Annotated in this window: 10 protein-coding genes; 1 reads left to right on the top strand and 9 read right to left on the bottom strand. The window is 62.7% G+C overall.

What is annotated here, in order from left to right; translation table 11 throughout:
• A partial coding sequence (locus AC5Y5V_RS20530) for a PE-PPE domain-containing protein (RefSeq protein ID WP_499939178.1) occupies positions 1-650 on the top strand: 650 nt, incomplete at its 5' end.
• Positions 651-668: 18 nt separating this feature from the next.
• Here AC5Y5V_RS20530 and AC5Y5V_RS20525 read toward each other — a convergent pair.
• From AC5Y5V_RS20525 to AC5Y5V_RS20485, 9 genes are all read right to left on the bottom strand, one after another.
• Entirely contained in the window at positions 669-2,834 is a 2,166-nt protein-coding gene (locus AC5Y5V_RS20525; RefSeq protein WP_499939198.1) for an acyltransferase family protein, read from the bottom strand.
• Between the two features lie 26 nt (positions 2,835-2,860).
• Positions 2,861-3,607 carry a class I SAM-dependent methyltransferase gene (locus tag AC5Y5V_RS20520; RefSeq protein WP_499939176.1) on the bottom strand — a complete coding sequence of 249 codons (747 nt, stop codon included), beginning with the start codon at positions 3,605-3,607 and terminating at the stop codon, positions 2,861-2,863.
• A 44-nt stretch (positions 3,608-3,651) separates the two neighbouring features.
• Positions 3,652-4,311 carry a class I SAM-dependent methyltransferase gene (locus tag AC5Y5V_RS20515; RefSeq protein ID WP_499939172.1) on the bottom strand — a complete coding sequence of 220 codons (660 nt, stop codon included), beginning with the start codon at positions 4,309-4,311 and terminating at the stop codon, positions 3,652-3,654.
• A 64-nt stretch (positions 4,312-4,375) separates the two neighbouring features.
• Positions 4,376-5,632, bottom strand: coding sequence for a polysaccharide pyruvyl transferase family protein (locus tag AC5Y5V_RS20510; RefSeq protein ID WP_499939170.1), 1,257 nt, complete (start codon positions 5,630-5,632; stop codon positions 4,376-4,378).
• Between the two features lie 42 nt (positions 5,633-5,674).
• Positions 5,675-6,562 (bottom strand): glycosyltransferase family 2 protein, encoded by an 888-nt coding sequence (locus AC5Y5V_RS20505; protein WP_499939168.1) that lies wholly within the window; start codon positions 6,560-6,562, stop codon positions 5,675-5,677.
• A gap of 269 nt (positions 6,563-6,831) precedes the next feature.
• Positions 6,832-7,578 carry a GAP family protein gene (locus AC5Y5V_RS20500; RefSeq protein WP_499939166.1) on the bottom strand — a complete coding sequence of 249 codons (747 nt, stop codon included), beginning with the start codon at positions 7,576-7,578 and terminating at the stop codon, positions 6,832-6,834.
• A 162-nt stretch (positions 7,579-7,740) separates the two neighbouring features.
• Positions 7,741-11,256, bottom strand: coding sequence for an MMPL/RND family transporter (locus AC5Y5V_RS20495; protein ID WP_499939163.1), 3,516 nt, complete (start codon positions 11,254-11,256; stop codon positions 7,741-7,743).
• 327 nt (positions 11,257-11,583) lie between these two features.
• Positions 11,584-12,822, bottom strand: a complete 1,239-nt coding sequence (locus tag AC5Y5V_RS20490) for a glycosyltransferase (RefSeq protein WP_499939160.1) — start codon at positions 12,820-12,822, stop codon at positions 11,584-11,586.
• A 60-nt stretch (positions 12,823-12,882) separates the two neighbouring features.
• Positions 12,883-14,622 (bottom strand): AMP-binding protein, encoded by a 1,740-nt coding sequence (locus tag AC5Y5V_RS20485; RefSeq protein WP_499939157.1) that lies wholly within the window; start codon positions 14,620-14,622, stop codon positions 12,883-12,885.
• Between the last annotated feature and the right edge of the window lie 106 nt (positions 14,623-14,728).

The following is a 14,728-nucleotide window of genomic DNA, read 5'->3' as shown; positions in this document are numbered from 1 at the left end:
GGATGGGAATGGTCTACGCGCATCTCAACTATGCGACGATCACGCCCGAACAGCTCGCTACCGCTGTGCAGCTGTCAACGTCTCCTGGCTACTACGCCGACGGCGGCGTCACCAACTACTACATGATTCCGAGCGAGCATCTGCCGCTGCTGGAACCGCTGTACCGCGCCCAACAGACGCTGCCGGTACTCAAGCCCGTCATCCAGCCGTTTATCGATTTGGTGGAACCGAATTTGAAATACCTTGTCGACCTGGGATACGACGACCCCTTTGCCTCCACCACCTACGCGAATGTTCCCACCGCGACCGCGCTCTTCCCGAACGTCGACCCGCTCACGATCATGCTGAACCTGGACCAGAACACCGCGACGGGCGTCAACGCCGCGCTGGCCGACTTCGGGCTGCCGTCGATAGCTCACGCGCAATTGCCCCAGCTGGTGTCGCAGCTGTCGCCCGTCACCTCGTTCCTGCCGGACTTCGGCGACCTGGCCCGGGGTTTCGGCGCCGAGCTGTTCGGGCCGGCGGGCACTGCCGTGCAGACGCAACTGCAGGATCTCCTGCTGGATCGGGTCACCAAATTCGGGGTGAACCTGGCCGTGAACACCGCCCTGACCGTCGACCCCTCGTGGACCTTGAACCTGCTGAGGTAGGCGTGTCACCGCCGCTGTTCACCCGTGGGCAAGCGCGCGGTCGGTCAGGAGGCCGATTACCGGCGCCAGCACCCGGGCGTATTCGCTCGTCACGTGGTTTTGGTCGCGATAGACGAGGGTGTTGCCGATGATGACCGGGCACCGAACCCGGGTGCAGAACAGCGGGGTTATATCGACGTATTGTCCGCCACCGGCTTTGACGGCTGCGGTCTCGGCCGCCATGCCGGAATCGTCGACGACCGCCGACCTCGGCCGCGAACAAGCCGTCGCGTCGTCGAGGTGGTCCGACAGGCATGTCGGCACCATCAACGGCATGTTCGGGATCGGGCCGAGCACCAGCACCTCCGTACCGCTCGTGCGCAGCTGAGCTACCAACCGCGTGAGCGTGTCGATCCACGCCCGGTCGTAGGAGGTGAAACCAAAGCCGGTGCGGTATCCCCGCGACATGTCCAACACCACCAGCCGTGGGTGCTCGTTCTGTAGGCGGGCGATCGCCTGACCGCGCCACTGCTCGCATTCGGTGTAGGCCCGGTGGAGGTAGGCGCTGGTGATCGCCAAATTCATCAGCGGGCAGGCGACCTTCCCCAGGATCTCCAGCCGCCAGTGCCGTTGCGTCGCGATCTGCTGGAATGCGGGGCTCCACATTGTGGCGTGCGAATCACCGACCAGGACGACCTTCGTCGTGGACGCGGTGTCACCCATCGCGCATTCGGGCTGTCCCAACTCGAGATACGAGCGCAAGCAGCCGTTGACGTACATGGCTGATTTGTCGGCTGATGCGTCGGCCAGCGGCGGGGTGAGGTTCGACGGCACCGCCTTGAGGTCGACAGACGCCGCGACCGCGGCCTCTACTTGCGTGAACGCTTGTTGCACCGCCGCGTCCCACCGGTCGGGGTTCTCGCCGGGCGAGGGAGGCGCCACAGAGACCGTGAGCGCCGTGGCCGCCGGACCGGTGCCGAACGGGAGCGGCACCACCAGCAGCAGCATCAGCCCGACACACACCGCCACCGCGGTGGCGACACCGCCGAGCGCGAGACTGCCGCCGGCCGACCGACGCACGGGAGCGGCGAACCGGATGGGGTTCTCGATGAGCTTCAGCGTGACGACGGCCAATCCGCCGGAGGTGATCGCCGCGATCAACCTACCGGTCAGCCCGAGCGGGTGCCCCAGGAGCGGTGGCGCGAGCAGCAGCACCGGCCAGTGCCAGAGATACCACGAGTACGACACCTGGCCGATCGCTCGCATAGGCCGCAGGGACAGCGCGCGGCCACATCCCCACGAAGGTGCGGCACAGCCCGCGCCGATCACCGCGGCGGTGCTGAGCACGGGAAACAGCGCGGCAGTCCCCGGATAGGGGGTGGACGAGCCCAACATGGTGCAGGTCACGAGCATCACTGCTAGACCCGCCCAGCCGATGACGGCGGCGGCCACTGCCGGGAGCCGGCGCCACTGGCTTGCCGTGAGTGCGACCAGTCCGCCCGCCGCCAGCTCCCAAGCCCGCGTCGGCAGTGAGAAGAACGCGAAGGAAGGCCCAGCGTCGGTTGTCACGAGCGACAGCGCAAACGACGCCGCTGCGACCAGCGCAAGGACGACAAAATAGGGTTTGCGCGACGAAGGCACCTGAGCTTCAGTGCGCCGACTCGCCCGCCGGACGAGCCAGGCCGCACCAATGATCAGGGGCGGCCACACCAGGTAGAACTGCTCTTCCACCCCCAGCGACCAGTAATGCTGGAATGGCGACGGTGGTGTGTCGGCAGCGAGGTAGTCGATGCCCTGTTCAGCGAACCGGTAGTTGCCGACGTAGAGCGCGCTGGCGATGCCGTCGACCAAGTCGGTCCGGGCCTGCAGCGGGGGAAGCAGGACAGCCGTGGCGATCGCCGTGACAACGCCGACCAAGGCCGACGCCGGCAGTAGTCGACGTGCCCGCGCCCCGTAGAAGTGCCGCAAGCGGACGGTGCCGGATGAGCTCACCTCACGCCAAAGCAGCCCGGTGATGAGGAAGCCTGAGATGACGAAAAACACGTCGACGCCGACGAACCCGCCAGTCAGCCCGGGCACACCGGCATGAAAAAGGACGACGGCCAATACCGCGACGGCGCGCAGGCCCTCGATGTCGGAGCGGAACCCGGACTGGTGACGGCGCCGGCCGTGCACACCATCGACGGGGCTGACGCCGTCGGCCACCTCCGAGCTCACGCCGTGTCCCCTGCCTACTTCTCCGGAGCGGGCCGCAGAACGCAACAGTAATTCTTCGGCATTCCCGCTGTGGTGATTTTGAATTTCACGTCGAACAATCCGAACACCACGGCGAGCACGAAACAGACCAGTTTGACGGGGAGCCACAGCACCGGCAGCTCATTGCTGGCTAGCATCAGTTGATAGCTAATGGTGCCGTAGTATCCCTCCAGCCAATCTAGGGATTCCACTGTGAAGCCGGCTTCGGCCGCCATATTCCTCCAGGCGAACTGGGTATAGCGGTAGAAGTCGTAGGGCACCTCATGTTCGGCATAAAAGAGGGGTGCGCTCAGCCAGGCCTGCCCATTCGGCTTGAGTACTCGCCGGATTTCCTTGAGCACAACGACCGGGTCGGGGATGTGCTCCAATACTTGATTGCAGAGTACGAGATCGTATGTGCCGTCGGGCATCGGTAGTTCCTCAAGCCGACACACGTAGTCCAGCTCTGAATATTTCTTGTCGACCTCGCCAAAATCAGCGGTCTCATAAGTGACATGCTGAAAGTACTTGCGATATGGCGCATGACCCGCTCCGGCATCCAGCACGCGGAACGACTTGTCGGAGCCTAAACTTCCGGCTTTGGCAACCCATCGGTCAAGGTACCAGCGTGAGGAATTGAATACCGTCGGGAAGATAGGGAAATGCCGAGCCACGAGTGACGCTGCGATTCGCCTGGGTATCGGCGGTCTCGTTGTGCGGCGGGGCAATTCACTGGCAACCATTGAAGCACCTTGTCTTAAAGGGGATATTCGGCTTAGTAGGGCAATTACCTCGTAATGAACCCGGGGCCGTGGTCGTTTGCAGCCGTGGCTGCGTTTTGGACGCGCTCGCCATGGTCGCTCAGCGTGGCCGCTCCCCGCGAAGCGGGCTGTGAGAAGACGAACAAGCGGTTTCCGTCCCAGCTCTCCGCATGATCCACGGCAAACCCGCGTTCCCGAAAGAGTGAGCTGATCTCGGCTTCACGGTAGTTGTTCATCCAGCCGGCCCTCAGGCGGCGGAAGCCCTCCACCTTGGCGCGCAAAGAATCACGACGCGATTCCGTGGTGACGTATGACAGCACGCAGATTCGCACATGCTTTGCCAACCAGTCGATCACCGCGGGAACATCGGTGAGATATTCCAGTACTCCCAGGATTACCGCGACATCGTAGTCATCACCCAGATCGGGAAGAGGTCTGCGGTTGAGGTCATAGATAAGCGTCCCAGGCCCACGGTCGACGATGTCGGACGCGACATAGGTACACGACGGGTCAAGGTATTGCTCGAGGCGTCGATTGCCCGCGCCGAACTCGATGACACGACTATTGGCCGGCACCAAACCCGCGGCTCTGCGCGTTCTGGACTCCCACGCTGCCGCGAGATTGTGGCGGTCAGACCAGCGCCGGTAATCGGTCTTTTGGCGGAAGGTTGCTAATGCTCTCAGCATGGCGGAGGACCTATCTGGGGAATACAAGGTGGTTTTATGACAGTTCTGTGCGCGACGACCATTTTTACGGCCACCCATTGTTCTGGGGCACGGTCGTAGCCACCAGCGACTTGAAGCGACTGTATGTTTCGTCCGCCTTCGCGACTTGTTCAAGAGCCGCTGCATGAATGGTGTCGCGATCCGTTTCGCTGGTATCCCAGGCCCGATCAATCGCGTCAGACAATTCCCCCTCGAACCGCGGGCCTGGGCGAACAAGGCGACAGCCAGGCCCGAACAGGTCGTTTAGACCCTGGAACTTGAGGTCGTAATAGGGGGAATTGCTGATACAAACCGCAGGCACTCCGGCAGCCAGACCGAACACGGCGGCGTGGTAGCTGCCGGTTACGACGACGCGGCAGCGAGCAGCGCGTTCCGCGACCTCCTCCGGCGTTCGGATGTCGGCGAGTTCTTGCCCCGCTATCTGATCCCTGCGCGCCGCGCCGCTCATTCGGATGACGTCAAGATCCGATTCCTTCTTGTAGCGGGATACCGGCAGGGCCAGGGCCGTTGCGCCCCGACCTTCGGCTGATGCCGCGGTGACGGCGATGGTCTGGCTCGCGACCGCTGTGTCGACCCCGCTGTAGTACGCGACGCGGATATTCAGTCCGATGGCCGTCCCCGTCGCTGGCCTTCTCGGCGCGGTGGCGAGCATGAGTGCGTCGTCACCGGTGACGCGGATGCGCTCATCCTGCACACGGTGAGCTGCCAGAAGCGGGACGGAACCTAATCCTTCGCGAAGGCCGACGACTAGCAGCCGCGGCATGGTGCGTTTGACCAGGCGGGTCAGCAGTGGATGAGACAGCGGGCCAATCCCTTGACCGAACATGGCAGTCGGCTTGCCGAGGCGCTGGGCCATGGCGATGACGCTAAGGACGCCGAATGCGTGCTGCCAGAAGACGTCATTGACGAAACCCCCGCCGCTCGATACGACAAGGTCGGCTCGACGTACAGCGTCCAATACTCGGTAGGGCTCCGAGCCCACGTCAGCGCCCGGTGAATGGCGCTTATTCCGAGCGAGCAGCGGCATCGCCATCTTCCATGACTGCTCTATGGCCAGCTGGATCGATAGCGGCAGAAATGACGCAGCCCCGCGACCTACAATGGTCGGCGCGACTGCGGTGACCCCTGGGCAGTACTGTTCAAGCCGCTCCGGTGAATCGGTAAACACGTGGATGTCGGCATTCGGCCATAGGCTTTGCAGGCGACGCACGCATGCCTGGAGCATCGCGATATCACCAAGATTCAGTAGGGCATATCCGCTCTGGTCCACCAATATCTGCACTAAGGCGTCCTCCTCGACACTCGTGATATACCCGGCATCGAGCTACGTCAGGTCTTTTACAGAGCTGTTTGCCCGCAGGTCCGGCCTGCGGCTCAACACCTCTTGCCTATCGAATTGTCGGGGCCCGTTCATTATTTCCCGCCAGTGCATCCGCTGTTTAATAGTGTCGCGCAGCCCCAGGCCGTGAGAGTGGTGAAATGTCAAGGCGGGCTCCAGAATAATTCCGTATCCGTTCGCCAGCATCGCAGTGGCGAGTGCCGTATCCTCGCCGCCCGCCTGGTAGCGCTCGTCGAACCGCCCCAATTCTTGCCACGCTGATTTCGCGATCATGGCGCCGTTCGCACCCAGAACGCCCGGCGCGGCCTTCTTGACCCGGTGGGCGGGCCGGGCGAGGAGGTTGCGGTAACCCAGCGCGCCCCAGCGTTCGATGTACGAAGCGCCATCGCTGGGCAGAGCTACTCCGTACGCGCCTGCGGTGCCGTCGTTCTTGGTGAAGTGTCGCGCGCCGGCGTGCAAGGTGTGTACGTTCGACAACCTCGAATGCGCGACCGTCATGAACACCAATTCATGACTGGCAGCCTCCAAGCCGACGTTTAACGATTTGGGGTAACTAAATTCCGCTTGCGGCAGATTTCTGACTTCCGCGCCGTGGTGCCTTGCCACGTCAGGAGTGCGGTCGTTCGATCCATTGTCGACAACGACAACCTCGACGTCACTGGCATAAATCTGGCTATGTAGGTCCTCGAACAGTTGCTCTAAAGTAGCGGCCTCATTATAGGCGCGCACCACGACGGTGACAGACGGGTCGTTGGCCGGGGCATCGGCGAAAGTCTCGCTGAGGCGCCGTTCTAATAGCCGCGCCACTACGGATCGGCCGAATGGAATTGACGCCAATAGCTGAGGGTGGAGCAGAAAACCTTCGTTAGCCACGGATCATATCCTCTATGAATTGTACTTTCGAAAACGCGGGAGGAAGCGCGCTTATCTATTCTGAAACTGGCCGCCCTAAGATCCGGGACTCCCCCCGATGGAAGGCACCTTATCAATGCACAGCAGTCTAGCGTTTCTCAGGCAAGCGTGTTCGTGTTCGCCGAAAATGACCCGACGTCCCCCCTTCATTACGGCTGGGCCGGATACCACCACCTCGTCATTGCGCGGCTGCCGACTCGGTTCCGTAGACGCGGGTCCACCTGGTCAGCTCACAGGCCGCCGACGCCGCCGGCGATCATCAGCGCGCCGAAGACGCTCAAGAACCAGAGGAAGATCGGCCGACGGTGAGCGTGCAACCAATCATGCAGCCGCGCTACGGCGATCCGCGTCTTCGCCGGCGCGGCCAGGTGGCAGACGAGGGGAAGCTCCGCGATGGCGTATGCCACCAGCATGAACATGAGGAAAGCGCTGACTTTCATCCCGCCAGAGGCGCCGGAGGCCAAGATCGCCAGCACAGCCCCCCAGAACTCGATGGGGGGCGCCGACGTGGCCATCCCGGCGATGAAGGCCATTCCGACTGATCCGCTTTCAGCGACGCGGATCCACAGCTGCGACAGTGATAGCAGCGAGAACCCGCTTGGCTTTTGCGGCTCCAACTCCACAGCGGCTGGACCACCGACCGGTACCGGCACCGGCTGCGGGACCGCCTGCTGTGTTTTCGAGCGAATAACGATCCTTGCGACAAGAGAAATCGCCAGCACACCTACGAAGATTTTGATCGGCGGAATGGCGGGGTGCGCAGCGGCGGTCTTCACGACCTGGGCGATGTGCGGTACGTGGTCACGGAGCAGGAACAGCGCCAGCAGCGCGAGGGCGGCGCCCGATATCAAAAGACCAATCCAGAACACGAGCAGATTCCGGAAGGGCCGCGGGAGGCCGATCAATATTGCAGCGATTGCGATGCGCGTCGGCTCCGTTGCGCTCACCAGCCCGAAGAATAGAACCGTTCCCCACATGGCAATGGACCCTACCGCGTCGGGGTCAGTATCGTTGTGTTACTGGGAAATTGATGAAATTTTTGAACTCCGGGTGATCACGCTGCTTGATTTCAGACGCCCAGGCCGGAACCCATTGACGCGATGAGGAGTTTGGCGGCGCGGATCCCGTTGAATGATTCGTTAATTGGCTTGCGCTTTCGCCTTCTGGCTGAGGGCGGCGGGTATGCGGATGGGGCCGAACAGCGGTAGCGGGTGGCTGTCCACGTCGTCGACGAGGTCGATGTTCTTGCCGTTCGTGCGAGCGTGTCCATTGGTGTTGCCGTTGGTCACCGTCGCGCATAGTTGCGAGGCATGCCGAAGCTTGATCGCACGAGGCGACAGGCCGGTGGCGCCGAAGAGCGGTAGCGCCTGCCCGTCGAGGTCATCGACCTTTCGCTCGCCGGGGATGCGGCTCGGCGCAGGTGAGATCGCCAGGGCCAGGCCCGGTTTGGCGACCGAGCGGGTCAGGACGATGGAGCCGAACAGGGGGAGGGCGTGGCCGTTGAGATCGTCGGCGGGTTCTTCGTGAGTTCCGTCGACGGTGACCGCGCCATGCGGGCTCGCCTTTAATGACGGCGGCGGCAGCGACGACGTGTGGACCTTTCGGAAACGTACGCGTTGTAGCCAGGCCATCCGGTCGGCCTTCTGAACCCGACGAGGTTGGGTCACCCACCTGCGTTGGTTTCTGTTTGCCCCTAGCCTCGACGGCCACCAGTTTGCCTGGCCGATCAGAGCGGCCAGAGCCGGCACGGTGATGGAGCGCACGATGAACGTGTCGATCAGGATGCCGGACCCGATGATGAAGCCTGCCTCGAGCATCGTGGTGATGCTGGCCGCCAGCAGTCCGAACATGGACGCCGCGAAGATGAGACCCGCGGACGTGATCACGCCGCCGGTTGACGCGACGGTGCGGATGACGCCAAAACGCACCCCATGTGGTGACTCGTCGCGAATTCGCGAAATCAGCAACATGTTGTAGTCGGCCCCGATCGCGACCAACAGAATGAAGGACAATCCGGGCAGGCTCCAGTGCAAGGGGACACCCAGGATCAATTGGAAGAAGATGACGCCGAGGCCCACGGCCGACAAGAACGAAACCAGCACCGACCCAATGAGATACAGCGGCGCGACGATCGCCCGCAGCAGAATCACCAGGATGAGAAACACGATGGCGATCGTCGCGAAGACGATGAACAGGATGTCGTGATTGTAATAGTCGCGCGTATCCCGCAGCCCACTCGGAAGACCGGCAAGGGATATCTCCGCGTTGGAAAGCTCACTGTTCGGTTGCACCGATTGTGCCGCTCTCAGTATGTCTGCGACCTGGTCCATCGCCTCGCTAGTGGCGCCCTTGAGGCCGCTCTGCACGAAATAGCGCGCAGCGTGCCCATCCGCCGAAATGAAAAACTGGGCACCTTTTTTGAACTCGTCTGTGGCCAGCGCTTGCGGCGGGATATTGAAACCAGCCATCGACGGTCGGTCGGCGTCGCGCTTCATTGCCAGCAAGAAGGCCGAAGCATCGGTGAGTCCGACGCCCATTTTCCTGACCTGGTCGACCAGGGCCTGCACACCGTCTGCAACCGCGCGGCTACCTTTGGCCAGGGCGTCGGCGCCTTGTTGCATTTGGTTGAGCTTGCCCCCGAGCCCGTCGATAGACCGTAGGGTGCTGATGGCCTGGTCGAGATAATGCTGCAGCTGGTCAATCGTGCGACCGACGGTCTGCATTTCTTGCGTTTGTTGCAGGTTGTGGGCAAGCGCGTTAATGCTGTTGAGGTTGCCACTGTTATTCGCATTGACCAACGCCTGTAATTGGCCACGCGAAGCCGCGCACGCAGGATCTGCGTCGCAGACGGGGCTGGCGTTGAGGGCGATAAGCAGCGGACCGGCCCAGGCGGCCGTGTTGGCGACGTCCACCATGTTGGCGGACAACGCGTCGCCCAACGCCCGCATGCGGCCGACGAGCTTGGACGTCCGGTCAAGGTCGTTGAGCGTCTTGTCGCCGCCGATCAGTTGCTTCATCGTCGTGAGGACCCCGACGACCGATGTGGCGCTGGCCACCGCCTGAGCCACCTGGTCCCGCACCATCGCGAGGGCGCCGGCCAATTGGTTGGAGCCAGAAGTCAGTTGGTCGAGATCGGCACCGTGGTCATTGATCGCCGTCGAGGCTTCGTTCAGTTTGCCGCCCACTTCGCCGGCCTGATAGGACACCTTGGTCTGCTGCAGCGGTTCCCCCGCGGGCCGGGTCAATCCGCGGACCGCAACGATGTTGGGCAACTGACTGATTCGGTGGGCAACCTGCTCCAGGTCGGCCAGCGCAACGGGCAGCCGCAAGTCACGGGGGGATTCGACGAGTAGCACCATCGGCGACATCATGTTCGGAGGGAAATGACGATCCATCGCGTCGTATCCGGCGACGCTGGGTGCGCTCGAAGGGAGCGCCTTGACGTCGTCGTAGTTGAAGTGAGCCAGCGACGAGGAACTGGCCAGAATTGCCAGCACGATCAGACTGGCGACCAGGTGGATCCAGGGCCGGCGCACGATGCGGATACCAGTTTTCCGCCACATCCGGTGGGTCAGTTCGCGCCGTGGATTGATCCAGCCTCGTCGTCCGATGAGCACGAGGATGGCGGGAAGCAGCGTAACTGCGGCCACGAACGCAATGGCGATCGAGATTGAAATCGCCGGACCGATACTCGAAAAGATACTCAGCTTGGCGAAGATCATCGCGAGGAAAGTCACGGCAACCGTGGCCGCCGAGGCCGCGATGACCTTGCCGATCGACATCAGCGCATTCTTGACCGCTTGATCCGAATCCAAGCCCTGACGTACATAGTCGTGGTACCGACTGATGAGAAAGACTGCATAGTCCGTTCCCGCCCCGATCATCACCGCGGTCATGAACATGATGGTCTGTGTTTGCACGTCCAGACCCAGCTCGGACAGCCCGGACAGGACGCCCTGCGCGGTCGCCACGGACAAACCGATGGTGGCCAACGGCACCAGCATGGCGATGACGTTGCGATAGACCATCAGGAGGATGACGAGCACGCTGACGGCGGTTCCGATCTCGATCAGATGCGCGTCGTTTTGGCCGATGAAGTTCAAGTCGCTGAGGGTCGCCACAGCGCCGGCGTAGTGGGCGGACAACGTGGTGCCCGCGACGGTCTGGTTGACGATTTGCAGGATTCGTACGTACGCCGCCTGAGTCACGGGGTCCGTCACATCGGTCGGGATGCTGATCGGTAGGTTCCAGGCCTTGTTGTCCTTACTGGCCAGGATGTCGCGCAACGTCGGTGCGCTGATGATGTCCTGTACCGACAGGTTCTTTTCCTGATGCAGCTTGTCGACCAAGGTGCGGTACGTGTCCAAATCGGCGGGGGTCAGGCCGTTCTCATCGGTCAGGATCACCAGCAATTGGGAACCCTTCATGGGCTCACCAAATGCTTTGGTCATATGTTTCGCGACGACCATCGTCGGCGCATCTTCGGGGAACGCCGGAGTCTGATTCTTGGCCGCGGCCTCCATCAGAGGCGGGAATAGGAGGGCAGTGGCGGCGGCGATTCCGATCCAGACCGCGATGACCAGCACGGGCCATCGGACGGCGATGCCGCCCAGGCGGTCGAAAACGCCCCCGACGCGGGCTGCCTCAGAGCTCATTAGCCGTCACATCCACGCAGGGTGTCCCCACGCGGGCATGCGATATCCACGAACCGCGTGTCGTTCCCAGCAGTGAGGCTGGAGGCTCGCACGTCAGCACGTAGCTCCAATCCCGACGGCGCCGGCCCAATGATAAATTCATCAGGTTTCAAAGCGTAGCCGCTTGATTTTGACCCCGCGGAAGAATCGTGCAGACGTACTGAATTGGCCGAGTCACGCCCACGGCTCGACCGAACTGCCGACCCGAAGAAGAAGTCGCGCAACGGCTGTCGCTGCGCCGAGCGATTTTGTTGAGCCATGGGAGTAAACGCGGCGTTCCGTCGTCGTTCAGGCAATGCGCCCGCCGCTGGCAGTCTTTTCCAGGAGGTCGGCGGTCGTGGTGACGCTGGCGGCGGGTTTGGTCATCCGGCTGGCGACTTCGCGGGCTCGGGTGACGTACGGCGGGGCGAGGATGCGGCGCAGGTCCGTGAGCAGAGATTGCCGGGTCATGGCCGAGAGGCGCCGGGCGGAGCCCACATTCAGCCTTTTGACCGAGGCCCCCCAGATGGGCTGATCCTGCGTGATCCAGAGGATCAGCGTCGGAACTCCGGCTCGCAGTCCCGCCGCGGTGGTGCCGGCCCCACCGTGGTGAACGACGGCGCGGCACAAGGGAAAGATGGCGCTGTGGTTCAACGCGCCGACGACCTTGACGTGGTCGAAACGGGGGATGTCGGTGAACTCATTTGCGCCGGTGCAAATCAGCGCGCGCTCACCCAATTGCGTGCAGACCGCCGCGATCATGGCGACCGTGTCGGCAGGCGACTGAACCGGCTGACTACCGAAGCCGAAGTAGATCGGCGGCGTGCCGGCGGCAATCCACGACGCGACCTCGTCATCGTTGTTGGTCGGTAACTCCATCGTCAGCGCGCCGACGAATGGCCTGCGGTCGTTCCATTGCGCTACCAGTTCGGGGAAGCAGAGTTCGTCGTAGGTCTGGATCTCGAGTGCCTCGCGTTCGAGGGTGCGTCGGCTCGACGATGTCGCTTTCGACAAGCCCAGTTCACGGCGTTGCGTGTCCGCGGCCACCTTCGTGACGCGTTCGTACACCCGCCAAGACACCGCCGTCAGGGAAAGGAGTATTTGCGATGGCGGGATCGGAATGGCCTGGGCCCGTAGCGGGGTGGGATATAGCGCCGCCAATGCAATGTTGTGATATTCCGCGACGTTGGCGGCGAGCTGCTGGTGCGCCGCGCCAGTCAGGATGAGATCGGCCCCGTCCGCCAGCGATGTGAGGGTCCTGCTCATCTCCGCCCAGCCGCGGATCATGAACTCTCTGCCTTCGCGAACCGACTTGACCGGATTGTTGCGATAGAAGTTCCAGAGGTTGCGGACGGGAGCCTCGTCCAGCTGCTTGCGTGAGTCCGGTCCGTAGGGAACCGCCGCAAGCCCGGCGGACTCGACAAAGCCAACGAGGTTGGGGGGAGCCGCGATATGTACGTCGTGCCCTCGGCGCTGCAACTCCAAACCGACTGCGGCGCAGGGCTCGACATCACCGCGGGTGCCAAAAACTGCCAACGCGAATTTCATCGGCTCAACAACCTCTCACTTCCCCTGGGCCGGCCAAGTCCGGGGCAGGCCGGTGGAACGCTAAGCGTCTAAGCGGGTGAACTGATTGTCTCGGTACAGCCGTACGCATTCCGCTCGTCTGACCTTGCCGCTCGTGGTGATGGGAATCGAACCGGGCGTCACCAGTACGAGATCTCCAACGCTCAGGCCGTGCGAACTCGAAATCGCCGACGTGACCTCGCGCTTCACCGTGCCGAGCCGGTCGCCGGCATCCTCGTCGGAGTCGCCGCGCTTCTTGAGCTCGATGATGGTGACCAGCTTTTCGGCGCCGCTGTCCGGAACCGCGATCGCCACGCACCGGCCCCGGGTGACCTCCTGGATCGTCGCTTCGATGTCGTCGGGAGAATGGTTGCGCCCGTACACGATCAGCAGATCTTTGATGCGGCCAATGATGAACAGCTCACCGTCGGAGAAGAAGCCCAGGTCACCAGTTCTCAGCCACGGGCCATCCGGCGTGCCCGGCGAAGGATCGAGAAGTGTTGCGCCGAAGGTGCGCTCACTATCCTCGGGTTTGCGCCAGTACCCTGTCGCGACATTGCGCCCGTGCAACCAAATCTCGCCGACGGTCCCCGCCGAGCACTCGGTTGCGGTCTCGGTGTCCACGACGCGTATGGTCGGGGACACCGGGGCGCCGTAGCTGACCAGTGGTGTGCCGTCCTCGCCTGCGCAGCGCCTCGCATGGCCGGCTGACAATTTGTCGGTTTCGAAATAGGCGACTTCCGGTGGGGCGCCGCCTTCGCGGGTCGCGGCGTACACCGTCGCTTCCGCCAATCCATATGCGGGCCGTAGCGACTTGGCCGGAAGATTAAAGCGGGCGAAGCGGTCGGAGAACCGCTGCAGTGTGGCGGGTTGGACCCGCTCACTACCGCTGAGGATGTTGACCACGCCCCCGAGGTCAAGCCCGGCCAGGTCCTCGTCCGATGTTTTGCGAATCGTCAGATCGAAAGCGAAGTTCGGTCCTGCTGATATCGCACGACTATTGCCCGCCATCAGCTGCACCCACCGGGCTGGTCGCTGCAGGAACGCCGCCGGGCTGGTCAGCACGGCGCGCACTCCCGCCAGGACCGGAAAGGCGATTCCGACTACCAGGCCCATGTCGTGGTAGAAGGGCAGCCACGACACGATGGTCGAGTCCGGCGGCACCACTTTGCCGGAATGGGAGAAGAAGTCGGACACCAACTGCTCGAAGTTGGCCAGCAGATTTTGATGCGTGATCATGACTCCGGCCGGGATTCGGGTTGACCCCGACGTGTACTGCAGATATGCGATGTCCGACAAATTATCGCGCCGACTACCCCCGCCCGTGCGGGAGTCCAGGTCCAACAGATCGACCTCGATGATCGTCGGTGCCGTTTCGCCCGCCCGCGGCTGTGCGTGTGCGCGAACATTGTCGACCACAGCGGACGTCGTGAGAATGACCGTGGGCGCCGCGTCGCGCATCACCGAACTCACGCGCTCGTCGCTGACCCCGCCCATCGGAACCGAAAGCGGGACCGCGATGAGTCCAGCCTGTATAGCGCCGAGAAAGGAAACGATGTAGTCGAGCCCCTGCGGCTCCAAGATGACCACGCGGTCACCGGTCGAGCCGGAAAACCGGAGTTGTCGGGCAAGGTTGAGGGTTCGCCGATACAGCTGCGACCACGTCAGGCTTTCCGGAATGCCGTCCCAATCGTCTTCGAAATCAACATAAGTGAACGCGATGTCGTTGGGCTGCAAACTGGCTCGCTCTCGCAGCACAGCAGGGATCGAAAACGTCACCATGGATCTACAGAATACCTTCGGTCGGGGCCGTTCACTCGATGGAGCAGCGGCTTCTTCGGAAAGAGGGCATACCGTAGCTTTTCATAAATCGTCCTCGCGCACGGCG

The organism is Mycobacterium sp. NGS68, from assembly GCF_059812195.1.
This window is presented reverse-complemented; position numbering and strand designations above follow the sequence as displayed.

What these genes read in the sequence shown, in the direction of transcription:
- AC5Y5V_RS20520 (WP_499939176.1), bottom strand. Translation starts at nt 3,607, where the DNA reads ATGGTTGCCAGTGAATTGCCCCGCCGCACAACGAGACCGCCGATACCC.
- AC5Y5V_RS20515 (WP_499939172.1), bottom strand. Translation starts at nt 4,311, where the DNA reads ATGCTGAGAGCATTAGCAACCTTCCGCCAAAAGACCGATTACCGGCGC.
- AC5Y5V_RS20500 (WP_499939166.1), bottom strand. Translation starts at nt 7,578, where the DNA reads ATGTGGGGAACGGTTCTATTCTTCGGGCTGGTGAGCGCAACGGAGCCG.
- AC5Y5V_RS20495 (WP_499939163.1), bottom strand. Translation starts at nt 11,256, where the DNA reads ATGAGCTCTGAGGCAGCCCGCGTCGGGGGCGTTTTCGACCGCCTGGGC.
- AC5Y5V_RS20490 (WP_499939160.1), bottom strand. Translation starts at nt 12,822, where the DNA reads ATGAAATTCGCGTTGGCAGTTTTTGGCACCCGCGGTGATGTCGAGCCC.
- AC5Y5V_RS20485 (WP_499939157.1), bottom strand. Translation starts at nt 14,622, where the DNA reads ATGGTGACGTTTTCGATCCCTGCTGTGCTGCGAGAGCGAGCCAGTTTG.